The following is a 22,949-nucleotide window of genomic DNA, read 5'->3' as shown; positions in this document are numbered from 1 at the left end:
TAAAAAAGCCCCTTTTCAGGGGCTTTTTACGTTTATCTCACTGATTATCGAGCAACTATTAGCGAACAATAATACCCAACAAGATACCCAGCGCACCAAAGTCTGCATCACTGAACGTGGTGTTGGCGAACCCGATATCACCTAATACTGGCAGCAGGAATACTGGCAGGAAGGTAATTAACAAGCCTTGAGCAAAGGCACCGAGAATAGCACCACGACGCCCGCCTGTAGCATTACCAAACACCCCTGCGGCAGCGCCGACGAAGAAGTGAGGTACAACACCGGGAATAATCACGGTCATGTTCATCAAATACAGGGCGAACATACCGATAAGGCCAGCGGCAAAGCTGCTCAGGAAGCCAACCAATACCGCATTTGGCGCGTAAGGGAACACTACCGGGCAATCCAGTGCTGGTTTAGCATTAGGCACTAATTTGTCGGAAATCCCTTTGAAGGCCGGTACGATTTCAGCAATAACCATACGCACACCTTGCAAGATGATATATACACCTGCGGCGAAAGTAATGGATTGCATCAGTGAGAACATGAACCAGTTTTTACCGCCACTCAGGCTTTTCACCACTTCCGGCCCAGCGAACAGACAGGTTACGATGAAAATGATACACATGGTAAAGGAGATAGCGACCGGAGTATCGCGCAAGAACAGCAGACTTTTCGGCACATTCATGTCTTCAGTCGAATGTTCTTTATTACCAAACTTACTGCCGATAAAACCCGCTAATACATAAGACAGGGTAGAGAAGTGGCCAATTGCCACATCATCTGAACCGGTGACTTTTTTCATGTAAGGGTGGGCAATAGCTGGGAAGAACACCATCGCAACCCCAACGACCAGGGAGCCGATCACAATCAGAGTCACACCACTAATGCCAGCAGTCGCCAGAATCACTGCCACCATCATCGACATAAACAACGTGTGGTGACCGGTCAGGAAGATAAATTTCCACGGCGTAAAGCGGGCAATCAGAATATTGATAACCATAGCGAAGAACATAATCATCGCCATTTCTTTACCGAAACTCTTTTGCGCCACAGACACAATGGCTTCATTATTCGGCACCACGCCCTGAATACCGAATGCATGTTGGAATATGTTGGCGAAATCACCCAGAGATGAAACCACCAAGCCCGCACCCGCACCTAAAATCACAAAACCCATAATGGTTTTTACGGTGCCTTTAATGCACTCCGTTACCGGTTTTTTCTGTGCAATTAGGCCGATTAAGGCAATCAAACCGACCAATATGGCCGGTTCGGAAAGCACATCACTCATTAAGAAACGAAAGAAATCCATGCCAGCCCCCGCTTACAAAGCGCCTAATTCGGTTAATGCCACAGACAAACGCTCTTTCATGGCTTTTTTGTCGATCATATTATCCAGCGCTACGATTTTGCCGCCCACGGCTTGAGCCACTAATTGTTCGGCAATATCTTTGGTACCGATGAAAATGTCACTGGGTGTCCCTTTGGCGGAACCCAAATCGACATGATCAACTTCTGCCGTGACCGCCAATTCTTTCAGAATATTTTTGATGCTGATTTCCATCATCAGGCTAGTGCCTAAACCGTTACCGCAAACCACTGTAATTTTCATTTTATTTCCCCTTAAAATTATTATCCGAACTCAATGCTGAAATTAATAACGTGCAATAACGGACAAAATATCCTGCTGCGTTTTGGCATTAAGTAAGGCTTGTACATCGTTATCGTTATCGAACAACTGAGCGAGTTGAGAAATAGCCTCAATGTGGCTAGTGCTGTCTGTCGCCGCTAACACTATGAGCAGTTTTACCGGATCGTTACCTTCAGCATTGAAAGTGACGCCCTCGGTGATGACGGTTAAGGCCAAAGAAAGTTTATTCACACCTTCCTCTGGGCGGGCATGTGGCATGGCAATTCCTGGCCCGACCACGTAATAAGGGCCAATGGCCTCATGGGAGCGATAAATTGCCTCGACATAACGGGCTTCAATGGATCCATTATCAATCAAAGGTTGGCATGAAATTGCGATGGCATCGCGCCAATCTTTTGCCTGGCTGATCACCTGAATGACGTCTGGCGTTAACAGTGTTTTTAACATGATATTTATGACTCCCGATGACTGTTAACGTGAGAGTAGATATTTATCATCGTCATTAATGTGATGAATATCTCATTTGATAGCGCTACCTGATAGCGCTATCAAAATTTGTGATAGCGCTATCATTTGTCACACCAAGGGCTTTGGCTATCTCCAAATAAGCCATATACAATGCAATGTATTGTCGAGGGCCAGTGTGGGACGGTTTTACTCAGGCAAGAATTTTAATCAGGCAGGAAATCAGCATGGAAAAAACGCGCAAGCGCCGTAATACCGGGCGGGTCACTCTATCGGATGTGGCGAATTACGCCGGGGTAGGGTCGATGACTGTTTCCAGAGCGCTGCGAACGCCGGAGCAGGTTTCAGATAAATTACGTGAAAAAATAGAACAAGCGGTTGAAACTCTTGGCTATATCCCTAACCGTACTGCTGGGGCATTGGCATCCGGTCACAGTGATACTGTCGCCGTTTTAATTCCGTCATTAACGGACAAAGCCAGTTCCCGATTTATGCAGGCGCTGCAACAGATTCTGAATAAAAATGAGTTCCAACTATTGTTGGGTTGTCACGAATATAACCAGCGCAAAGAAGCTGAAATTCTGATGACCTTGCTGCAAAGTAACCCAGCGGCGGTGGTGATATTTGGCTCACAGCTGGCAGATAAAACCTATCAATTACTTGAGCGCGCACATATCCCCACCGTTAACGTCGTTGGTTCCTATTTTAAAGGGGCCAAAATTACTCTTGAAGCGGCTTTTTTTGAGTCGGCCTATGAATTAAGCCAGCATTTATTGGGGCGTGGCTACCATAATATTGGTTTTATCGGCGCTCATATGGATAACCGTCTGCAACGCCAGCAATTGAATGGTTGGCACAGGGCGATGTTGGAGCATTATAAAAATGCAGATCAGACGGTCACTACGCCAGAAACGGCCAGTTTGCAGTTTGGCCGCTATGCTTTGACCGAAATACTCCAACGTCAGCCAGAACTGGATGCGGTGATATGCAGCCATGAAGATATTGCGCTCGGCGTATTATTTGAATGCCAGCGGCGGCTTTTGAAAATACCAAGTGGTATTGCGGTGGCGTGTTTGGATGGCTCTGACAGCTGTGATCAAACTTATCCGACTCTGACTTCAATGCGTATTGATTACAAGAAAATGGGGAAAGATGCCGGTAAGATGTTGATTGATATGCTGGATAATGACGAAAATGGTGAGGCACAAGAGCCTGTAAGTCAAAGTTTTAGCTATAAATTTGAACCGCGGCAAAGTACCTAAAAAGCTAACCTAACATTTTAGCACCCAACAAAAACGCCAGCACAAGGCTGGCGTTTACTTTGAGCAACTTAACCCGAAGATTAAGACGCGCTCGCGTCAGCCTGAGCTGATTGAATAGCCGTCAGAGCCACGGTATAGACAATATCGTCTACCAGCGCACCACGAGACAAGTCGTTAACTGGCTTACGCATGCCTTGCAGCATCGGCCCGATAGAAATCAGGTCGGCAGAACGTTGTACCGCTTTATAGGTGGTGTTACCGGTGTTCAGGTCTGGGAAGATGAACACTGTCGCTTTACCTGCAACTGGTGAGTTCGGCGCTTTGGATTTAGCCACATCAGCCATGATTGCCGCGTCATACTGCAACGGGCCATCGATGATCAGATCTGGGCGTTTTTCCTGTGCCAGACGGGTTGCTTCGCGAACTTTTTCTACATCGCTACCTGCACCAGAGTTACCGGTGGAGTAAGAGATCATCGCCACACGCGGTTCGATACCGAATGCTGCTGCGGAATCAGCAGACTGGATAGCAATTTCTGACAATTGCTCAGCTGTTGGATCTGGGTTAATCGCGCAGTCACCGTAAACCAGAACCTGGTCAGGCAGCAGCATGAAGAACACAGAAGACACTAATGAGCTGCCCGGTGCGGTTTTGATCAACTGTAATGGTGGGCGGATAGTGTTCGCAGTGGTATGAACAGCACCAGACACCAGACCATCAACTTCGCCTTTCTCCAGCATCAAGGTGCCGAGAACCACATTGTCTTCCAGTTGTTCGCGAGCGACCACTTCGGTCATGCCCTTGCTCTTACGCAGTTCCACCAGGCGGGGAACATACTGCTCACGTACAGCAACCGGATCGATGATTTCAACGCCTTTACCCAGCTCAACACCTTGAGCCGCCGCAACGCGTTGAATCTCTTCTGGATTACCCAGCAGCACACAAGTTGCGATACCGCGTTCAGCACAAATAGATGCGGCTTTCACCGTGCGTGGCTCATCACCTTCTGGCAGCACGATACGTTTGCCCGCTTTACGAGCCAACTCGGTCAGTTCATAACGGAATGCTGGTGGAGACAGGCGACGTGAACGCTCAGACGTGGCGCTCAGAGAATCAATCCACTCGCTGCTGATATGGCTGGCGACGTAGTTTTGCAGTTTCTCAACACGCTCATGGTCATCTGCCGGAACTTCCAGATTGAAGCTTTGCAAGCTCAGGGAAGTCTGCCAGGTGTTGGTATCAACCATAAATACTGGCAAGCCAGTTTGGAAGGCACGTTCACACAGGCTATTGATGCGCTCATCAATAGCATAACCACCGGTCAACAGGATGGCACCGATTTCAACGCCATTCATGGCAGCCAGACAAGCAGAAACCAACACATCTGGGCGATCTGCGGAAGTCACCAACAGAGAGCCTGGACGGAAATGTTCCAGCATGTGCGGGATGCTACGGGCACAGAATGTCACCGATTTAACGCGGCGAGTTCTGATGTCACCTTCGTTAATAATACGTGCATTCAAGTGTTTACACATATCAATTGCACGGGTCGCAATCAGCTCGAAGCTCCATGGCACGCAACCCAGAACCGGCAGTGGGCTGTTGGCAAACAGCTGTTTTGGATCGATATTGGCGACACTGGCCTTGGTAGAGTCATCAAAAATTTCTGACAGATCAGGGCGGGTACGGCCTTGCTCATCAACTGGCGCATTCAGTTTGTTGATGATAACGCCGGTGATGTTTTTGTTTTTGCTGCCACCAAAACTGGAGCGAGCCAGTTCGATACGCTCTTTCAATTGGTCTGGTGAATCATTACCCAGCGCAATCACAAACACGATTTCCGCGTTCAGCGTTTTGGCGATTTCATAGTTTAGCGCATTAGCAAACTGATGTTTACGCGTTGGTACTAAACCTTCCACCAGAACCACTTCGGCATCTTTAGTGTTTTCGTGGTAACGGGCAACAATCTCTTCCATCAACACGTCTTGCTGGTTAGAACTCAGCAAGGTTTCCACATGGTTCATATTCAGCGGCTCAGCAGCAGTAATGCTGGAGTTCGCACGAATAATAGTGGTGGTTTGGTCAGGTGCATCGTTACCAGCACGTGGCTGCGCGATTGGCTTGAATACGCTCAGGCGCACACCTTTTTGCTCCATGGAGCGGATGACGCCCAAGCTGACGCTGGTTAAACCAACGCTGGTGCCGGTAGGGATCAACATTATTGTACGGGACACGGCTAAACCTCTTTACGGTTATGCCCTTCGTCCTTGAAGCCGCAGGGTTGTTGGCTACGCTCATGCACCCGAATCACTGACCTGAGTCAGCTCATCGGGATTTATTCGCTTGCCGCCTACCTGCAACTCCAATGACTTTGGGGACATCCTTCGTCCTTGAAGCCGCAGGGTTGTTGGCTACACTCATGCACCCGAATCACTGACCTGAATTAGCTCATCGGGATTTATTCGCTTGCCGCCTACCTGCAACTCCAATGACTTTGGGTATATGTCAAAAATTCTTATGCGGTCAGACGGGCAGCGTCTTGTGCGATGACCAGCTCTTCGTTGGTCGGGATAACCAGAGCCAGGCGGCTGCCATCTTTGGTGATGGTGCCGGACTTGCCAAAGCGTGCTGCCAGGTTGCGTTCGTGGTCAATTTCAAAGCCCAGCAGGCCCAGTTTGTCCAAAGTCAATTCGCGCACCATAGCTGCGTTTTCACCGATACCGCCAGTGAATACAACGGCATCCAAACGACCATCCATCAGCGCAGTGTAAGCACCGATATATTTTGCCAGGCGGTGGCAGAATACATCCATTGCACGTTTGGCATCTGCTTTGGTGTCATAGTTGTCTTCAACATAACGGCAGTCACTGGTGACTTCAGTCAGACCCAACAGGCCAGATTCTTTGGTCAACAATTTGCTGATCTGTTCCATGCTCATGCCCATGGCATCATATAGATGGAAAATGATTGCTGGATCGATATCACCACTGCGGGTACCCATGACCAGACCTTCTAGTGGCGTCAGGCCCATAGAAGTATCAACACATTTACCGTTACGAACCGCAGTGACGGAGCCGCCGTTGCCCAAATGGCAAGTGATGACGTTCAGTTCTTCCAGTGGTTTGTTCAGGGTTTTTGCTGCTTCCTGGCTCACGTAGAAGTGGCTAGTGCCGTGTGCGCCATAGCGACGGATACCGTTTTCTTTGTATAAGCTGTACGGCAGGGCGTAGAGATAAGACTCTTCCGGCATAGTCTGGTGGAAGGCAGTGTCAAAGACTGCAACATTTTTATCAGCCAGATTTGGGAAGGATTTCAATGCTTCAGCAATACCGATCAGGTGCGCTGGGTTATGCAGAGGTGCAAACGGGATGGAATCTTTGATACCCTGAATAACTTCTTCGGTAACGATAGCTGATGCAGTGAATTTCTCGCCACCATGTACAATTCGGTGACCGATAGCAGTCAACTGAGCAGAAAGCTCTGGTTTTTGTGCCAGAATAGTATTAACAATGAAATTCAGTGCTTCGCTGTGTGCTGCACCAGCACCCAATGCTGCTTCCTGTTTGCCACCATCAAGTTTCCATTTGATGCGGGCTTCCGGCAGATGGAAGCATTCGGCTAAACCAGAGAGGTGTTCTTCACCGTTGGTCGCGTCGATGATAGCAAACTTCAGGGAAGAGCTACCGCAGTTAAGAACCAGTACTAGCTTACTCGACATGGAAGTACCTATTTATAGTCGTGTCCGGCGCTTGTTTTTACATGACCGATACAAATATTGTATCAAGAGTACAAAAACAGCGAAAAACACATGGTTAATAAAACGTCAATCTGTCCAAAAGCGTAGCGCATATTGGCGTCGACATTAATGATTAACATCATGCGATAGTGAAAAAGGCATGATGATGGAAAAATCGCGCTTTAAATGTTAACGCCTGGTGGTAAAAACTTGCGCGGTTTAACAAAATTGATTTAAACGCTGTAAAAGGTTGACATATTTTGCGTCATCTTCTAGCGGCCAAAAGGCCGAGCTAGGATACCGATAGCGCCGCCTAAAAACAAAATATATTTAACAGACTAATTTTTAGTTTGTGGATTACAAAAAAATTTTAATCTTTGCTTGTGAAGTTGAGGTGAGCCATGACAACAAAACCTTCTGATTCCGTAAGTTGGTTTCAGGTACTCCAACGCGGTCAGCACTATATGAAGACCTGGCCGGCTGACAAACGTCTGGCACCGGTATTTCCGGAGAATCGCGTGTCGACGGCGACCCGTTTTGGTATCCGTTTTATGCCGCCGCTGGCTATTTTTACGCTAACCTGGCAGATAGCGCTGGGCGGGCAATTAGGGCCAGCCATCGCCACGGCATTATTCGCCTGCGGTTTGCCTCTGCAAGGATTATGGTGGTTAGGTAAACGTGCTATTACGCCGTTACCGCCAACATTATTGCAGTGGTTCCACGAAGTGCGGAACAAGCTGGCTGAAGCTGGGCAAGCCGTTGCGCCGATTGAACAAACGCCGACTTATCAATCTCTGGCGGACGTGCTTAAACGCGCTTTTAAGCAGTTGGATAAAACGTTTCTTGATGATTTGTAAAACGAATGACGGGTTATTGTCTTTTATGATGTGTCGCGCGGCATTGTCAGGGAACTGACATTATCAGGAAAAATAGAGACTGGGGCTTTATTGGCTGCCGGGTTTTTTTTTATGCCTCGGATCAACAGCAACGCAAAATCCCTTGTCAAATCAAAGTATGACCTAACTCTGTATGCGATGATTTCCTCATTATTTATGTCTTAGGAGTTTAGTGATGGATATGACAAATGCCCAACGGCTGATTCTGTCGAATCAGTACAAAATGATGACCATGCTGGACCCAGAAAACGCTGAACGCTATCGCCGTCAGCAAACGATTGTCGAACGTGGCTTTGGTTTGCAGATGCGTGAACTGGACCGCGACTTTGGTGAGATGAGCGAAGAGACTTGCCGTACTATCATTAATATCATGGAGATGCATCACGCCCTGCAAGTCTCTTGGGGTAACCTGAAAGGCCAACAAGATTTAGATGAACGCCGCATTGCGTTCCTTGGTTTTGATGCTGCTACCGAATCCCGTTACCTGAGTTATGTGCGCTTTATGGTTAATACCGAAGGCCGCTATACCCATTTTGATTCAGGAACACATGGTTTTAATTCCCAAACGCCAATGTGGGACAAATACCAACGTATGCTGGCTATTTGGCAATCATGCCCGCGCCAATATCATTTGAGTGCCGTTGAGATTTCGCAAATTATTAATGCCTAAAATTATTAATGACTGATAGCGCGCAATGATCGCGACATAGGTTTACTGCCGAGGATGTGCTTGTGGAGTGTAAAGGTTTTCTTTTTGATTTAGACGGGACTCTGGTTGATTCATTGCCTGCTGTTGAAAGAGCCTGGATTGGCTGGGCGCAAAGTCGCGGTATTGACCCTGTGGAAGTGCTAGGTTTTATCCATGGTAAACAAGCAATTACCTCTCTTCGTCATTTTATGCCAGGTGCAAGTGATGCTGAACTTAAAGCCGAGTTTCTGGCATTAGAACAGGTTGAAGCCCAGGACACCGATGGTGTGACCGCGCTACCGGGAGCGGTGTCGCTGCTGGAGCGGCTTAATAGCCTATCGATTCCGTGGGCTATCGTCACTTCCGGCTCGGTGCCGGTTGCTTCTGCTCGCCGTGCTGCGGGCCACTTGCCGGAGCCAGAAGTCTTTGTGACGGCAGAACAAGTGAAACATGGCAAACCTATGCCTGACGCGTACTTGCTTGGTGCCGAACGTTTGGGGCTGGCACCAGCGGATTGTATCGTGGTGGAAGATGCTCCTGCGGGGATTCTGTCAGGGCTGGCTGCGGGTTGTCAGGTCATTGCTGTAAATGCACCAGCGGACACACCTAAACTGGATCAAGTCGATTTAGTCCTCAGTTCACTTGAGCACATTGATGTTGAAAAAACAGTGAATGGTGCAGTTGTCCGCCTGAAAGAGTGAGCATAGCAACAAAATAGCCAAACTTAGGGCGCCTGATGGCGCTCTTTTTACTGTTTAGCATGACCTGAGGGGGGCTGTGCGGGGAGCAATCGGCTTTCTAGCTTGTATAAATTCAATGGTTTAACTTGAATAATCCTACCTCGAGGCTGCGTGTAGCCGGCAGAGTTCAAAACATCATTCAGGCCCGAAACAACCAGGGCGAAGATCGAATCACAGTGTTGGCTCACGGGCATCAGCAACTCGGCCCACAGGGTATTTTCTAGTTAATTAGTCTTGATAATTGACCTCAGCCTGGTGTTTTGAATCCCGGGTAATGTAAAACAAAATCCGTTGATGAAGATAACGTGCTAATAATGCTTTCGAGGTGAGGTTAGGCGCTGCGGGCAAATAATCAGTGCGAAGATATTGTGTGCTAATTGAATTTGCTTCGGCCTCTTCATAGGTTTACGCAGGTTATAGCGATTGATCGCCATGGAAAAACTGAAACCAATAATCAGGCATAATAAGGTTAGTGTCGCCCCCCCTGAATGACGTTGAAACTTTCGCGAGCATCGTCGTCCAAATCTCGGTCACGTCGACATAGTTCGAACACCACAATAGTACAAATGACAGTAGAAAAAGTATTATTAGATGATCTGTAATATTATCCATTAAGCCCTCCTGCCAGCACTTTTTCCGCCTGCAGTTTAGCATTGAGCTTATTAGTTTAGTTAGTGAGCTAAACCCTGCTAGCCTCAAGTATAGATAGTCAATTATTTCCGATTCCTCTATTGCCCAAAAGATGACGAGATGTTGAGCAGTAATATTTTTCAGAAAAATATAATTAATAGCATTATGGGATGGTAAGCGTATAAATTTGCAGTCATTATTGATCTCAAACAGCGGTCACCCTTGAATTTAATGCTTTACTGCCATATGCCCTTCAAACTGGATATGCGTTGGCTGCTTTCCAGCAGCTCGAATGACTTTGGGTATAGTCGGACATTTTCTTTCACTTTTTGCCAATGAGGCCATTTTGAACAGCGAACTATTGTGGGTGTTGACGCTACTTCTGATAGCTATTGTGCTGTTTACCACCAATAAACTGCGGATGGATGTCGTGGCGCTATTGGTGATTATTGCCTTTGTGATGAGCGGCACGCTGTCGTTGGGTGAGGCCACCAGCGGGTTCAGTGACCCTAATGTGATCTTGATCGCGGCATTGTTTGTGATTGGGGAGGGGTTGGTCAGAACTGGAGTTGCTTATCAAGTGGGCGATTGGTTGGTGAAAGTTGCCGGTCACAGTGAAACTAAAATGTTGGCATTGCTCATGGTGACCGTCGCCGGTTTGGGGGCCTTTATGAGCTCAACCGGGGTGGTGGCGATTTTTATCCCGGTGGTACTGAGTGTTGCTAACCGGATGAAGATTTCGCCGGGGCGATTAATGATGCCGCTGAGTTTTGCCGGGCTGATCAGTGGCATGATGACTCTGGTCGCGACCCCGCCAAACATGGTGGTTAACAGTGAGTTACTGCGCGAGGGCATCAAAGGCTTTGGTTTCTTTGGTGTCACGCCGATCGGCCTTATTATTCTACTGATGGGGGTCGGCTACATGTTAGTCGCCCGCCACTGGCTGGGTGGGAAACAGGAAAACTCAGAAAAAGAACAGCAGTGGAAACGCCGCACTTTCCGCGATCTTATTCGTGATTATAAACTCACCGGCCGTGCCCGCCGTTTGGCCATCCGCCACGATTCCCCTTTAATTGGCCGTTCTCTTGATGAGCTGCATCTTCGCGCCCGCTATGGTGCCAATGTCGTCGGGATTGAGCGCTGGAAACGTTTTCGGCGGGTTATGGTCAGTGCGACCGGCTCGTCTGAACTGCGCGAAAATGATGTTTTGCTGATTGATATGTCAGATTGCGATATGGATTTACGCGAATTTTGCACCGAGCAGATGTTAGAGCCAATGGTGCTGCGTGGCGAATATTTTTCAGAACAGGCGCGTAACGTCGGAATGGCTGAAGTTTCTCTTATTCCCGATTCCGCCCTGCTGGGAAAAAGCTTACGCGAAGTGACCTTTCGTACCCGTTATGGTTTGAATGTGGTGGGTATCCGCCGCAACGGTAAGACATTGGAAGGTAAACTGGTTGATGACAAATTGCAGTTTGGCGACATCTTATTGGTGATCGGCGACTGGAAACTTATCCGCCAATTGCAGCAAAAAACGCGTGATTTTATTGTACTGAATCTACCGGCTGAAGTTGACGAAGTCGCGCCAGCTATCTCACAAGCGCCCCATGCTTTGTTCTGTCTGGCGCTGATGGTGGCGATGATGCTGACCGACGAAGTGCCGAATGTGATTGCGGCGCTGGTGGCGTGTTTGTTGATGGGGCAGTTCCGGTGTATTGATATGGAAAGTGCTTACCGCTCAATCCATTGGCCGAGTTTGATTCTGATTATCGGTATGATGCCCTTTGCGCAGGCACTACAAAAAACCGGCGGGGTAGATTTGATTGTTCGCGGGCTGATGGATGTTGCTGGTGGCATGGGGCCAAGGGTAATGTTGTTGTGCTTATTTGTGCTGTGCGCCACTATCGGGCTATTTATCTCTAATACGGCGACGGCGGTGTTGATGGCACCGATTGCCATCGCCGCCGCTCGTGAGATGTCGCTTTCCCCGTATCCATTCGCGATGATTATCGGTATTGCTGCATCAGCGGCCTTTATGACGCCGGTTTCATCGCCGGTGAATACCTTGGTATTAGGCCCCGGCGGCTATAAATTTGGTGATTTTATCCGAATCGGGGTGCCGTTCACTGTATTGGTGATGATCGTGAGTGTAATGGTGGTGCCAGTGCTGTTTCCATTCTGATTGGGATGCTACAGGGTAAGAGTTGTGTTTAGTTCGGTTGATATGAGATTGGTGCTCACCTTGCCCCTTGGTGCCTCAACCGCCAAAGGGGTCACAAGCGCGTGACGCCTAAAACGGGCGTCCTGCCCGTTTTCCTTGCCTATAATCTTCATTCAGCAGCTCAAATGTGCTTTTAAAAATTGACTTCAATCCAGTGAATCGAGGCTGATTTCATCCAGTGACAGGCTAAAGCTGGGGACGAAGACTTCCATAAAGTAATCCATTTCCGGGCTTTGGCGCATGGCGAGAGTTTTCTCTAACCGCGCTTTAGCTTGAATAAACTCATTATTACCGGCGGATAATTCTTCTAAACATTTTAGATAAGCACATAGCGCATCAGCTTGTTTAACCAACGCTTTTTCTTCTTCACTATAATAATGCTCATCCAGCAGACAGCGAAAATCGTGCTGTAACTCTTCTGGCAGCATTTCAATCAGTTTTTGCTGAGCGACTTTTTCTATCTTCTTGTATTCATGGGCAATCTGAGGATTGTAATACTTGATAGGGGTGGGTAAATCGCCGGTTATCACTTCACTGGCATCGTGATACATCGCCAGCAGCGCGATACGGTCAGCATTGAGATTGCCATTAAATTTTCGGTTCTTAATGATAGCCAGTGCATGAGCGACAAAGGCCACCTGCAAACTGTGCTCAGAAACGTTTTCAGTGCGAACATTGCGCATCAGTGGCCAGCGATTAATCAGCTTCAAACGGGATAGGTGGGCAAAAAAGTGGCTCATGTTAATCTCAGTTTTCTGTCGGCAACTATAGGATGCCGAGATGGCTCAGTGGCGACATTATATACCCATCGTGCTTGAAGTTGCAGTGGAGTGGTTGCGCACATCTAAACCCATTGACTGATTGTTGAATTTCACTTTCTGACCATCTTGCCGGTAATACAAGTTAATTGCCCTGTAATATATAACTGATGATTCCTATAAGTTACTCTTATAAATATTCATTTCTACGGATGTAATTAAAATAATATGACCTTTTATATTATTGATCCCAGATTTATTTTTGAAAAATTATTAAATAGACTTGAATAGGTGTTAACTATAGAGCGATTATGATTTCTTTAGTCACATGAGCGACTAAATATCAACATAAACCCTCTAAACGGAGCCATCAGTACATCATGTACACCCCATGATTCCACGGGTTTAGTACAAAAGTCAGGTTGTTGTGCCTGGTACATATCAGCATGCCCAGTGATAGGAGCCGTTATAAGGATGGCCGAGAGCAATAAACTACATAGAGATATCGATTTTATATAAGTCATAATATTCACCTTGTCTATATTCTATATGCATGATGTTCATGGTATGCATGGTAAATTTGGTGTGTTGTGTCCTGTATTCTAAATATAGAATACATAGAGATTTTATCGATACTATTCAAGTCTATTAAACTCATTTATTGAATGAGTTTAACTAGTGTAGATGAGTTATTTAACTATTCTACACTCAATGTTGGGTATATTCCAAGATGATATAAAGTGAATATTTAGCTAGATAAAAATATTTATGACAAATAATATTTTGGTTAAGTCTCAATATTATTTGTCATTATCTCACTATTTATACAAGCAATTATTGGTGATAGTTTTCCAGGAAGCGCCCCAGTTTACCAACGGCCATCTCCAACTCATCCACGCGCGGTAAGGTCACAATTCGCACATGGTCGGGATACGGCCAGTTAAAGGCACTGCCTTGCACCAACAAGACTTTTTCCTGCAACAGCAGGTCCAATACCAATTTCTGATCGTCTTTCAGATTGAATTTTTTCTGATCAATGCGCGGGAACATATACAGTGCGCCCTGGGGTTTTACGCAGGAAACTCCGGGGATCTGGTTGATGAGTTCCCAGGCGCGGTCGCGTTGTTCATATAAACGCCCACCCGGTTGTATAAATTCACTGATGCTTTGATAGCCTCCCAGTGCTGTTTGGATGGCATGCTGCATTGGCACGTTGGCGCACAAGCGCATGGATGCCAGCATTTCCAAACCTTCAATGTAACCTTTGGCATGCTTCTTCGGCCCATTCAATACCATCCAGCCCTGACGGAAACCGGCAACGCGATAAGTTTTGGACAAACCATTGAAGGTCACCGTCAGTAAATCAGGTGCCAATGCGGCAATCGAATGATGCTGAGCTTCATCGTATAAAATCTTATCGTAGATTTCATCGGCAAAAATAATCAGGTCATTCTGGCGGGCGATTTCGACAATTTCCAGCAACAGCTCTTTGCTGTAGACCGCGCCTGTGGGGTTATTTGGGTTGATAATCACTATCCCGCGAGTACGGGGGGTGATTTTACTGCGGATATCATCTAAATCAGGGAACCAGCCTGATTCTTCATCACACATATAATGCACAGCTTTGCCGCTTGAAAGCGACACTGCCGCCGTCCATAACGGATAGTCCGGGGCGGGTACCAGCATTTCATCGCCAAGGTTCAACAATGCTTGCATGGATTGCACGATTAGCTCAGAAACGCCATTCCCAATGTAGATATCCTCCACTGTTAGGTCGCGCATATTGCGAGCCTGATAGTGCTGCATAATGGCTTTGCGCGCCGAATATAGGCCTTTGGAGTCGCAATAGCCCTGTGCAGTCGGCAAATTACGGATCACATCCACCAGAATTTCATCTGGTGCATCGAAACCAAACGGGGCAGGGTTGCCGATATTCAGTTTCAGAACCTTGTTACCTTCTTCTTCAAGACGCTTAGCTTCTTTTAGCACTGGGCCACGAATGTCGTAACAGACGTTGTCTAGTTTGCTGGATTTCTCAATGGGGGACATAAAAAATTGAGCCTTTTGCTGGTAAAAGCGTGTCCTCGCGTAGAACACGGCAAGGTGTTCAATGTACTCCGACGCCGTTGATTTTTGAAGCTCTATACTCGTCATACTACAAACTGAATGTGTACTGGCTACTCTCATTACTCACCCGTTCATGGGTCTCGTCTCGTTGAGGTCGCTGCGAACAGCGTTCAATTCTGCTCCAGGCAGGTTTGTAACCCGAATTATTGACTGGCGTCAACTCAGCGGGATTTGTTCGTTTACCGCTTTCCTACAACTCGAGTTATTTAGAGTTTATATACATCGTTAATGCAAGTGGCTTCCAGGTGAAAAGTGCCGGGGTATGGCGGATGTTTTTTGTCGTCAAACCTGTCTGGTGATGTTTGATTGATGAGTTTGCCTGAAGTTTTTTCTGACAGAGTTTGGCGTCTGCGGGTATCAGCAAAAAATAGTTATCAATAAAATAAGGTCCGTTTTTTTATTGTATGAAGACAGACGGATATGGAAAATATTGGCATCCAATCACGTTGAGTTTTAATGGTTAGGATCTGAATTCAACAGTTTATATCATCATACATATATAGTGGGGCGCAGAAAGCCAGATTTGTAAATAGGAAAACTATTAAAAATGTCTAATGTTATCCTTGTAGTGGCTTATCGATTGTTAAATGTTAATGTTTGAAATTACTAAATTAAATAAAAAAATCAGCCAAGAAAATATTGATGTTTTTAATATTTTATGGAGGGTAAATCTGGATGATTTATTTAAAGTGGGGTTTTTCCGCTTTATAAATGTTTCAAAAAATCAGAGTTTCTAAAGGAAAAAATCTTCATTTATCGAAGATTTAGCGAATTTTTATGATCATATCCACAAACAAATACAGAGTTTCGCCAATAGTTTTTTTAAAAAGAGATAGCGGTAACGAAATATAAGTAAATTTTTTGCCCTACTCTAATGAGTGGGGTACTGTCATACTTAGCGTTGTTCCTTATTGATGGCGCTAATACTTAAACACCAGGGTAGTTTGTAATTAGAATTCAAAAAAGTGAAGAATACACTATGACAAATGCAAATCGTCCGATAATTAATCTCGACCTCGATCTGCTTAGAACCTTTGTAGCTGTTGCTGACTTGAATACTTTTGCCTCTGCTGCGGCAGCGGTTTGTCGAACTCAATCAGCAGTTAGCCAACAAATGCAACGGTTAGAACAGTTGGTTGGTAAGGAGTTATTTGCCCGTCACGGGCGTAACAAATTACTCACTGAACATGGTCTCCAGTTACTTGGCTATGCTAGAAAAATATTACGTTTCAACGATGAAGCTTGTACGTCGCTGATGTATAGCAATGTAGAAGGGTCACTTATTATCGGCGCATCTGATGATACTGCCGATACACTGTTGCCTTTCCTGCTAAATCGAGTGGCGACGCTCTATCCTCGACTGGCTATCGATGTGCGGGTAAAACGTAGCCCACTCATTGCTGACATGCTGAGTCATGGCGAAGTTGACCTGGCTATTACCACCGCTAAGGTCGACAACCACCCTCATGTGATTTTAAGAACATCACCGACGCTTTGGTATTGTTCTGCCGATTATCAGTTCCAGCCCGGCGAATCAGTACCTTTAGTCGTTATGGATGAGCCAAGCCCATTCCGTGATATGGCAATAGAGTATTTGACCAGAGCCGGTATAGCATGGCGTATTGCCTATGTTGCCTCTTCACTTTCTGCCATCCGTGCAGCAGTGAGAGCAGGGCTGGGTGTGACCGCCAGACCGATAGAGATGATGAGTCCTGATTTGCGCGTATTGGGTGAAATAGAAGGGCTACCTCGCCTGCCTGAAACCCATTATTCATTATGCAAAGTCAGTGGGAGCGGTAATGAATTGGCCTTGGCCATTTTCGACGCTATGCAGACTGGTCATCAACATGGTTTGCAGTCCGGTGTGGATTTAATGCTTAATTCTGATTATGTAATAGACGATCAAAATTAAGTTTCTGTTTACATAAATTATCATAAGCTCCTTATTTTAGGAGCTTTTTTTATTTTCATTTTTATGAAAACCCCTTTTTTATCACTTTAAGTTTAATTTCATGAGTAAAACGTCGTTTTATTTTACTTATAGAGGTTTTTCTGCCACGGACAACAGTCATAAGCCTTATTAAATTAGTGGTTAATATCGCTTTTTTTATTAAAAATGTATTTTTTAATAAAACACCGTTTCATTTATTTTAAATAAACAAATGAAACTTTTCGTGCCGAATATTTATGAAATAACACTCAAAACGTGTTCTGGATCAAAAAAATACCCCTAGCTAGTGAGTGGAAGAACCGGTTATTCCTGAGACAATGGTATAGTTATAACGAAACATCCACATTGGTTTATAGGTGTATGTTCTGACTTAACAAATTACTGACTCGATTTAGCTTGCAGGTTCGCACCAATTGTTAAGTAAGATCGTGCGTTTGTAAATTAATCTGTAGTTACTTTTGTCAAAGTTGACAAAAGGTTACTGAAAGGAGTAAAAAGCCCACAGTAAAACACTGGCTAAACAGTTGTAAAGACAGTGTGTTTTGTGTGGTTTTTATCCTTCCCTTTGAATCGATGTGGTGCACTAACTGCCAACACAAGAGCAGGATGTTCGACGCCACTTTTGATGAGTAAGCAATGAGTATGTCAACAACCACTGAAGTTATCGCTCATCATTGGGCGTTTGCTGTATTCCTGATCGGCGCTATCGGGCTGTGCGGTTTGATGCTGCTAGGTGCGTTCTTTCTGGGCGGGAGAGCTCGGGCCCGCGCCAAAAACGTCCCTTACGAGTCGGGTATTGATTCAGTAGGCTCCGCGCGCATGCGCCTGTCTGCTAAATTTTACCTGGTCGCGATGTTCTTTGTTATTTTCGATGTTGAAGCCTTGTATCTGTATGCGTGGTCAATCTCTATCCGAGAGAGTGGCTGGATAGGCTTTATCGAAGCAACCATTTTCATTTTGGTGCTCTTGGCTGGTTTGGTTTATCTGGTGCGTATTGGCGCTCTAGATTGGACTCCTACGCGTTCTAACCGCCGCGTGAGCAAACCGAGCATAGTCAGATACGCCAGCAGTCATCCGCAAGATATACCCAAAGAGATTGATGTTGCAGGTCGGCAGCAAGCGAGCGAACCCCGATAAGCTTACCTAGGTAAACTTATCGGGTGAGGGCGCACAGCTAACCACCCTGTGGCTTCAAGTACAAAAGGTATAGTGGTCAATAAATACAGCGAGGCATTAACATGGACTATACGCTCACCCGCATAGACCCTAACGGTGAGAATGACCGTTACCCCCTGCAAACTCAGGAAACCGTCAGCGGCGATCCTCTCGAGCAACATGTCCACCGTAGTGTTTACATGGGTAAACTTGAGCATGCCATGCATGACATGGTGAACTGGGGGCGTAAGAACTCTCTTTGGCCGTATAACTTCGGTCTTTCCTGTTGTTATGTCGAGATGGTGACCTCGTTCACTGCCGTACATGACGTGGCACGTTTCGGTGCCGAAGTATTGCGTGCCTCCCCGCGCCAGGCCGATTTCATGGTCGTGGCCGGTACCTGCTTTACTAAAATGGCCCCAGTTATTCAGCGTTTGTATGAACAAATGCTAGAACCAAAATGGGTCATTTCCATGGGCGCCTGTGCCAACTCCGGCGGCATGTACGATATCTATTCTGTAGTACAAGGTGTGGATAAATTCCTGCCAGTAGATGTGTACATCCCTGGCTGTCCACCGCGCCCAGAAGCCTATATGCAAGCATTGTTGTTGCTACAGGAATCTATCGGTAAAGAGCGCCGTCCTCTCTCTTGGGTTGTGGGTGATCAAGGTGTTTATCGCGCCAATATGCAGCCAGAAAGAGAACGTAAGCATGCTGAACGAATTGCAGTAACTAACCTGCGTACACCTGACGAAATCTAATATTGCCTTTAGGCGCAAGATTTTGGTGCGTAAGTGATTTGTTTTTGGAGAGACCCTTTTTCTTCCAGAACATGTGTGCGGCAAATAACCACAAAATGACACATTCAGTGTGGTGAAAAAACAGTGTGGTGAATAAATAATGACCGATTTAACGACGTCCGACAGCACCCAGCCAGCATGGCAGACCCGAGACCATCTTGATGACCCGGTGATTGGTGAACTGTCGAACCGTTTTGGGCCAGAGGCCTTTGTTGTTCAAGCCACTCGTACCGGTATGCCCGTGGTATGGGTGAAGCGTGAACAATTGCTGGAAGTAATGACGTTCCTGAGAAAACAACCGAAGCCGTATGTCATGCTGTTTGACCTGCATGGTGTAGATGAGCGCCTTCGTACTCACCGCCAGGGTCTCCCTGCTGCGGATTTTTCTGTTTTCTATCATCTGCTTTCCATCGAGCGCAACCGCGACATCATGCTGAAAGTGGCACTGTCTGAAAAAGACTTGCACGTGTCCACAGCGACCAAGATTTTCCCTAATGCCAACTGGTATGAGCGCGAAACTTGGGAAATGTTCGGTATTACCTTTGATGGTCACCCGCATCTGACGCGCATCATGATGCCGCAGAGCTGGGAAGGCCACCCGCTGCGAAAAGACTATCCAGCTCGTGCTACCGAGTTTGATCCCTTTGTGCTGACCAAGCAGAAAGAAGATCTAGAAATGGAGTCACTGACTTTCAAACCTGAAGATTGGGGTATGAAGCGCGGGACCGAAAACGAGGACTTTATGTTCCTTAACCTCGGCCCAAACCACCCCTCTTCACACGGTGCGTTCCGTATCGTGTTGCAGCTTGATGGTGAAGAGATTGTCGACTGTGTGCCGGATGTAGGTTACCACCACCGTGGTGCGGAGAAGATGGGCGAGCGCCAGTCGTGGCACAGCTACATTCCTTATACCGACCGTATTGAATACCTTGGCGGCTGTGTTAACGAAATGCCTTACGTGCTGGCAGTTGAAAAACTGGCGGGCATTGAAGTGCCGGATCGCGTTAAAACCATCCGCGTTATGCTGTCCGAGTTATTCCGTATCAACAGTCACTTACTGTACATCAGTACTTTCATCCAAGACGTCGGTGCAATGACGCCGGTGTTCTTTGCCTTTACCGATCGGCAGAAAGTATACGATTTAGTGGAAGCAATCACTGGTTTCCGTATGCACCCGGCTTGGTTCCGTATTGGCGGTGTTGCACATGACCTGCCGCGTGGCTGGGAACGTTTGCTGCGTGACTTCCTTGACTGGATGCCAAAACGCCTTGATTCCTACGTCAAAGCTGCATTGCAGAACAGTATCCTGAAAGGGCGTTCTATCGGTGTTGCTGCCTACAATTCCAAAGAAGCATTGGAATGGGGCGTGACCGGTGCTGGCTTGCGCGCTACTGGCGTTGAGTTTGATGTGCGTAAATGGCGTCCATACTCCGGCTACGAAAACTTTGATTTCGAAGTGCCAGTCGGCAACAACGGCGACTGTTATGACCGCGTGATGTTGAAAGTGGAGGAATTGCGTCAAAGCCTGCGCATTCTGGAGCAATGTTATAAAAACATGCCAGAAGGCCCATTCAAGGCCGACCACCCACTCACGACTCCGCCACCGAAAGAACGTACGCTTCAACATATCGAAACGCTGATTACTCACTTCCTGCAAGTTTCATGGGGTCCAGTGATGCCAGCTAACGAATCATTCCAAATGGTTGAAGCGACCAAAGGGATCAACAGCTACTATCTGACCAGTGACGCCAGCACCATGAGCTATCGCACTCGGATACGCACGCCAAGCTATGCCCATTTGCAGCAGATCCCATCGGTTATCCGTGGCAGCCTGGTATCTGACCTGATCGTCTATCTGGGCAGTATCGATTTTGTAATGTCTGATGTGGACCGCTAATTATGAGTGATCAAAAAGAGACTCAGGTGAGTAACGAAAGCCAAAATGTGGCGAATCTGGCAGTCAATGCGGCTGAACCAGCCATCACAGCTGAAGTTTTCGAATTGAGCGCTGAAGAACGTGATGCTATCGAACATGAAAAGCACCATTACGAAGATGCCCGCGCCGCGTCGATAGAAGCACTGAAAATTGTGCAGAAACAACGCGGTTGGGTACCGGATGGGGCGATTCATGCCATTGCTGAAGTGCTGGGTATCCCGGCCAGTGATGTTGAAGGTGTCGCGACATTCTACAGCCAGATCTTCCGCCAACCTGTTGGACGCCATGTGATCCGTTACTGTGACAGCGTGGTGTGCCACATCACCGGTTATCAGGGGATCCAAGCTGCGATTTCGAAAAAACTCAGCATTCAGCCAGGTCAGACGACCTTTGATGGCCGTTTTACACTGCTGCCAACCTGCTGCTTGGGTAACTGTGATCGTGGCCCGACCATGATGATCGACGACGATACACACAGCCACCTGAAACCTGAAGATATTGAGAAGTTACTGGAGCAATATCCATGACAATTAATTCAGGTCTTACCAAAGCCACGGGGTTTCATAAAGAGATTATTCGCACGCCGGAAATGCACCCGCTGACCTGGCGTTTGCGCGATGACAAACAACCCGTATGGTTGGATGAATATCGCAGCAAAAACGGCTATGTCGGTGCTGAAAAAGCCTTAAAAGGCATGGCTGCACCTGATGTTGTTAGCTTGGTCAAAGACGCCGGTCTGAAAGGGCGTGGCGGTGCGGGCTTTTCCACGGGTTTGAAGTGGAGCTTGATGCCAAAAGACGAAAGCATGAACATCCGCTATCTGCTGTGTAACGCCGATGAGATGGAACCGGGTACCTATAAAGATCGCCTGCTGATGGAGCAATTGCCGCATCTGCTGGTGGAAGGGATGCTTATCAGTGCGTTTGCGCTGAAAGCTTACCGCGGTTACATCTTCCTGCGTGGCGAATATATCGAGGCCGCCGTTCACTTGCGCCGTGCGATTGCCGAGGCCACTGAAGCGGGACTGCTTGGCAAAAACATCATGGGCAGCGGCTTTGATTTTGAGCTGATTGTTCATACTGGGGCTGGGCGTTATATCTGCGGTGAAGAAACCGCATTGATTAACTCGCTGGAAGGCCGCCGTGCCAACCCACGTTCCAAGCCGCCTTTCCCAGCATCTTCTGGTGTTTGGGGGAAACCAACTTGCGTGAATAACGTGGAAACTCTGTGTAACGTTCCGGCCATTCTTGAGCATGGTGTGGAGTGGTATCAGGGAATTACCGCCGGTAAAAGTAACGATGCCGGTACCAAACTGATGGGCTTCTCCGGTCGGGTGAAAAATCCGGGTTTGTGGGAATTGCCATTTGGTATCAGCGCCCGTGAAATTCTGGAAGATTATGCCGGTGGCATGCGCGATGGCTTGAAATTTAAAGCCTGGCAGCCGGGTGGTGCGGGCACTGACTTCCTGACCGCCGACCACCTGGATTTGCCGATGGACTTCGAAAATATTGCTAAAGCGGGCAGTCGTTTAGGGACTGCGTTAGCAATGGCCGTCGACCACGAAATCGGTATGGTGCCGTTGGTGCGTAATCTGGAAGAGTTTTTCGCCCGTGAATCCTGTGGCTGGTGTACGCCTTGCCGTGATGGTTTGCCATGGAGCGTGAAGATCCTGCGAGCACTGGAGCGCGGTGAAGGTCAGCCGGGCGATATCGAGACGCTGGAACAGCTTTGCCGTTTCTTGGGGCCGGGTAAAACCTTCTGTGCTCACGCGCCGGGCGCGGTTGAACCACTACAAAGCGCGATCAAATATTTCCGGGAAGAATTCGAAGCCGGGATCGCAGCGAAAGACTATGGCAACACCCAAGCCATAGCCGGTATTCAACCGAATAACCTATTGAAGCAACGTTGGTAGCCCTGATGAATGCATCTG

Annotated in this window: 18 protein-coding genes; 11 read left to right on the top strand and 7 right to left on the bottom strand. The window is 47.2% G+C overall.

Features of this window, described 5'->3' with window-relative positions; all coding sequences use genetic code 11:
• Positions 1 to 58 precede the first annotated feature (58 nt).
• Genes DXZ79_RS13665 through DXZ79_RS13655 form a run of 3 tightly spaced genes read right to left on the bottom strand, consistent with a single transcriptional unit; the run spans position 59 to position 2,101 of the window.
• The gene (locus tag DXZ79_RS13665; RefSeq protein WP_038631791.1) at positions 59 to 1,315 is read right to left on the bottom strand and encodes a PTS ascorbate transporter subunit IIC; all 1,257 of its coding nucleotides are present in this window, start codon (positions 1,313 to 1,315) and stop codon (positions 59 to 61) included.
• Between the two features lie 12 nt (positions 1,316 to 1,327).
• On the bottom strand, positions 1,328 to 1,615 hold the full coding sequence (locus tag DXZ79_RS13660) for a PTS sugar transporter subunit IIB (protein ID WP_004391630.1): 288 nt from the start codon (positions 1,613 to 1,615) through the stop codon (positions 1,328 to 1,330).
• Positions 1,616 to 1,657: 42 nt separating this feature from the next.
• Entirely contained in the window at positions 1,658 to 2,101 is a 444-nt protein-coding gene (locus tag DXZ79_RS13655; RefSeq protein ID WP_038631793.1) for a PTS sugar transporter subunit IIA, read from the bottom strand.
• Between the two features lie 245 nt (positions 2,102 to 2,346).
• On the opposite strand from DXZ79_RS13655, the gene DXZ79_RS13650 reads away from it, so the two are divergent.
• Positions 2,347 to 3,381: a LacI family DNA-binding transcriptional regulator gene (locus DXZ79_RS13650; protein WP_038631796.1), complete on the top strand. Its 1,035-nt coding sequence runs from the start codon at positions 2,347 to 2,349 to the stop codon at positions 3,379 to 3,381.
• Positions 3,382 to 3,461: 80 nt separating this feature from the next.
• On the opposite strand, the gene pta is transcribed toward DXZ79_RS13650, so the two are convergent.
• Together pta and ackA are read right to left on the bottom strand one after the other, a co-directional pair.
• The gene (pta, locus tag DXZ79_RS13645) at positions 3,462 to 5,600 is read right to left on the bottom strand and encodes a phosphate acetyltransferase (protein WP_038631798.1); all 2,139 of its coding nucleotides are present in this window, start codon (positions 5,598 to 5,600) and stop codon (positions 3,462 to 3,464) included.
• A 296-nt stretch (positions 5,601 to 5,896) separates the two neighbouring features.
• Positions 5,897 to 7,099, bottom strand: a complete 1,203-nt coding sequence (gene ackA, locus DXZ79_RS13640) for an acetate kinase (protein WP_038631801.1) — start codon at positions 7,097 to 7,099, stop codon at positions 5,897 to 5,899.
• 419 nt (positions 7,100 to 7,518) lie between these two features.
• Here ackA and yfbV point away from each other — a divergent pair, with 419 nt between their 5' ends.
• The 4 genes from yfbV to DXZ79_RS13615 all read left to right on the top strand — a co-directional run bounded on the left by yfbV (position 7,519) and on the right by DXZ79_RS13615 (position 12,253).
• Positions 7,519 to 7,974 carry a terminus macrodomain insulation protein YfbV gene (gene yfbV / locus DXZ79_RS13635; protein WP_038631803.1) on the top strand — a complete coding sequence of 152 codons (456 nt, stop codon included), beginning with the start codon at positions 7,519 to 7,521 and terminating at the stop codon, positions 7,972 to 7,974.
• Positions 7,975 to 8,188: 214 nt separating this feature from the next.
• Positions 8,189 to 8,683, top strand: coding sequence for a YfbU family protein (locus DXZ79_RS13630; protein ID WP_038631805.1), 495 nt, complete (start codon positions 8,189 to 8,191; stop codon positions 8,681 to 8,683).
• Positions 8,684 to 8,745: 62 nt separating this feature from the next.
• Positions 8,746 to 9,402, top strand: coding sequence for a sugar phosphatase (locus DXZ79_RS13625; RefSeq protein WP_038631807.1), 657 nt, complete (start codon positions 8,746 to 8,748; stop codon positions 9,400 to 9,402).
• Positions 9,403 to 10,417: 1,015 nt separating this feature from the next.
• Positions 10,418 to 12,253, top strand: a complete 1,836-nt coding sequence (locus DXZ79_RS13615) for an SLC13 family permease (RefSeq protein WP_038639414.1) — start codon at positions 10,418 to 10,420, stop codon at positions 12,251 to 12,253.
• 185 nt (positions 12,254 to 12,438) lie between these two features.
• On the opposite strand, the gene yfbR is transcribed toward DXZ79_RS13615, so the two are convergent.
• Both yfbR and DXZ79_RS13605 read right to left on the bottom strand, forming a co-directional pair.
• The gene (gene yfbR, locus DXZ79_RS13610; RefSeq protein WP_038631811.1) at positions 12,439 to 13,032 is read right to left on the bottom strand and encodes a 5'-deoxynucleotidase; all 594 of its coding nucleotides are present in this window, start codon (positions 13,030 to 13,032) and stop codon (positions 12,439 to 12,441) included.
• A gap of 852 nt (positions 13,033 to 13,884) precedes the next feature.
• Positions 13,885 to 15,099, bottom strand: a complete 1,215-nt coding sequence (locus DXZ79_RS13605) for a pyridoxal phosphate-dependent aminotransferase (RefSeq protein ID WP_038631813.1) — start codon at positions 15,097 to 15,099, stop codon at positions 13,885 to 13,887.
• Between the two features lie 1,057 nt (positions 15,100 to 16,156).
• Between DXZ79_RS13605 and rovM the strand changes: the two genes are divergently transcribed.
• The 6 genes from rovM (at position 16,157) to nuoF (ending at position 22,931) form a co-directional block, all read left to right on the top strand.
• Positions 16,157 to 17,089, top strand: a complete 933-nt coding sequence (gene rovM, locus DXZ79_RS13600; RefSeq protein ID WP_038631815.1) for a virulence transcriptional regulator RovM — start codon at positions 16,157 to 16,159, stop codon at positions 17,087 to 17,089.
• Positions 17,090 to 17,764: 675 nt separating this feature from the next.
• Positions 17,765 to 18,265, top strand: a complete 501-nt coding sequence (nuoA, locus tag DXZ79_RS13590) for an NADH-quinone oxidoreductase subunit NuoA (RefSeq protein ID WP_038631817.1) — start codon at positions 17,765 to 17,767, stop codon at positions 18,263 to 18,265.
• Positions 18,266 to 18,366: 101 nt separating this feature from the next.
• Positions 18,367 to 19,044 (top strand): NuoB/complex I 20 kDa subunit family protein, encoded by a 678-nt coding sequence (locus DXZ79_RS13585; RefSeq protein ID WP_038631819.1) that lies wholly within the window; start codon positions 18,367 to 18,369, stop codon positions 19,042 to 19,044.
• 139 nt (positions 19,045 to 19,183) lie between these two features.
• Positions 19,184 to 20,980, top strand: coding sequence for an NADH-quinone oxidoreductase subunit C/D (nuoC, locus tag DXZ79_RS13580; RefSeq protein ID WP_038631820.1), 1,797 nt, complete (start codon positions 19,184 to 19,186; stop codon positions 20,978 to 20,980).
• A 2-nt stretch (positions 20,981 to 20,982) separates the two neighbouring features.
• On the top strand, positions 20,983 to 21,546 hold the full coding sequence (gene nuoE / locus DXZ79_RS13575; protein WP_038631822.1) for an NADH-quinone oxidoreductase subunit NuoE: 564 nt from the start codon (positions 20,983 to 20,985) through the stop codon (positions 21,544 to 21,546).
• A complete protein-coding gene (gene nuoF / locus DXZ79_RS13570) occupies positions 21,543 to 22,931 on the top strand; it encodes an NADH-quinone oxidoreductase subunit NuoF (RefSeq protein ID WP_071841791.1) in 1,389 nt (462 codons plus the stop codon). The genes nuoE and nuoF overlap by 4 nt, the downstream gene beginning before the upstream one ends.
• Positions 22,932 to 22,949: the final 18 nt, after the last annotated feature.

The organism is Yersinia rochesterensis, assembly GCF_003600645.1.
In the GTDB taxonomy this organism is placed as follows: domain Bacteria; phylum Pseudomonadota; class Gammaproteobacteria; order Enterobacterales; family Enterobacteriaceae; genus Yersinia; species Yersinia rochesterensis.
Note: the sequence above shows the minus strand (reverse complement) of the source record. Positions and strands in the feature narration are given on the sequence as shown.

Excerpts from the sequence above, each read along its gene's own strand:
- ackA (WP_038631801.1), bottom strand. The coding sequence starts at position 7,099 with ATGTCGAGTAAGCTAGTACTGGTTCTTAACTGCGGTAGCTCTTCCCTG.
- DXZ79_RS13650 (WP_038631796.1), top strand. The coding sequence starts at position 2,347 with ATGGAAAAAACGCGCAAGCGCCGTAATACCGGGCGGGTCACTCTATCG.
- DXZ79_RS13660 (WP_004391630.1), bottom strand. The coding sequence starts at position 1,615 with ATGAAAATTACAGTGGTTTGCGGTAACGGTTTAGGCACTAGCCTGATG.
- pta (WP_038631798.1), bottom strand. The coding sequence starts at position 5,600 with ATGTTGATCCCTACCGGCACCAGCGTTGGTTTAACCAGCGTCAGCTTG.
- DXZ79_RS13630 (WP_038631805.1), top strand. The coding sequence starts at position 8,189 with ATGGATATGACAAATGCCCAACGGCTGATTCTGTCGAATCAGTACAAA.
- DXZ79_RS13585 (WP_038631819.1), top strand. The coding sequence starts at position 18,367 with ATGGACTATACGCTCACCCGCATAGACCCTAACGGTGAGAATGACCGT.
- DXZ79_RS13655 (WP_038631793.1), bottom strand. The coding sequence starts at position 2,101 with ATGTTAAAAACACTGTTAACGCCAGACGTCATTCAGGTGATCAGCCAG.
- nuoF (WP_071841791.1), top strand. The coding sequence starts at position 21,543 with ATGACAATTAATTCAGGTCTTACCAAAGCCACGGGGTTTCATAAAGAG.
- nuoE (WP_038631822.1), top strand. The coding sequence starts at position 20,983 with ATGAGTGATCAAAAAGAGACTCAGGTGAGTAACGAAAGCCAAAATGTG.
- yfbR (WP_038631811.1), bottom strand. The coding sequence starts at position 13,032 with ATGAGCCACTTTTTTGCCCACCTATCCCGTTTGAAGCTGATTAATCGC.
- rovM (WP_038631815.1), top strand. The coding sequence starts at position 16,157 with ATGACAAATGCAAATCGTCCGATAATTAATCTCGACCTCGATCTGCTT.
- nuoC (WP_038631820.1), top strand. The coding sequence starts at position 19,184 with ATGACCGATTTAACGACGTCCGACAGCACCCAGCCAGCATGGCAGACC.
- nuoA (WP_038631817.1), top strand. The coding sequence starts at position 17,765 with ATGAGTATGTCAACAACCACTGAAGTTATCGCTCATCATTGGGCGTTT.
- yfbV (WP_038631803.1), top strand. The coding sequence starts at position 7,519 with ATGACAACAAAACCTTCTGATTCCGTAAGTTGGTTTCAGGTACTCCAA.
- DXZ79_RS13665 (WP_038631791.1), bottom strand. The coding sequence starts at position 1,315 with ATGGATTTCTTTCGTTTCTTAATGAGTGATGTGCTTTCCGAACCGGCC.
- DXZ79_RS13605 (WP_038631813.1), bottom strand. The coding sequence starts at position 15,099 with ATGTCCCCCATTGAGAAATCCAGCAAACTAGACAACGTCTGTTACGAC.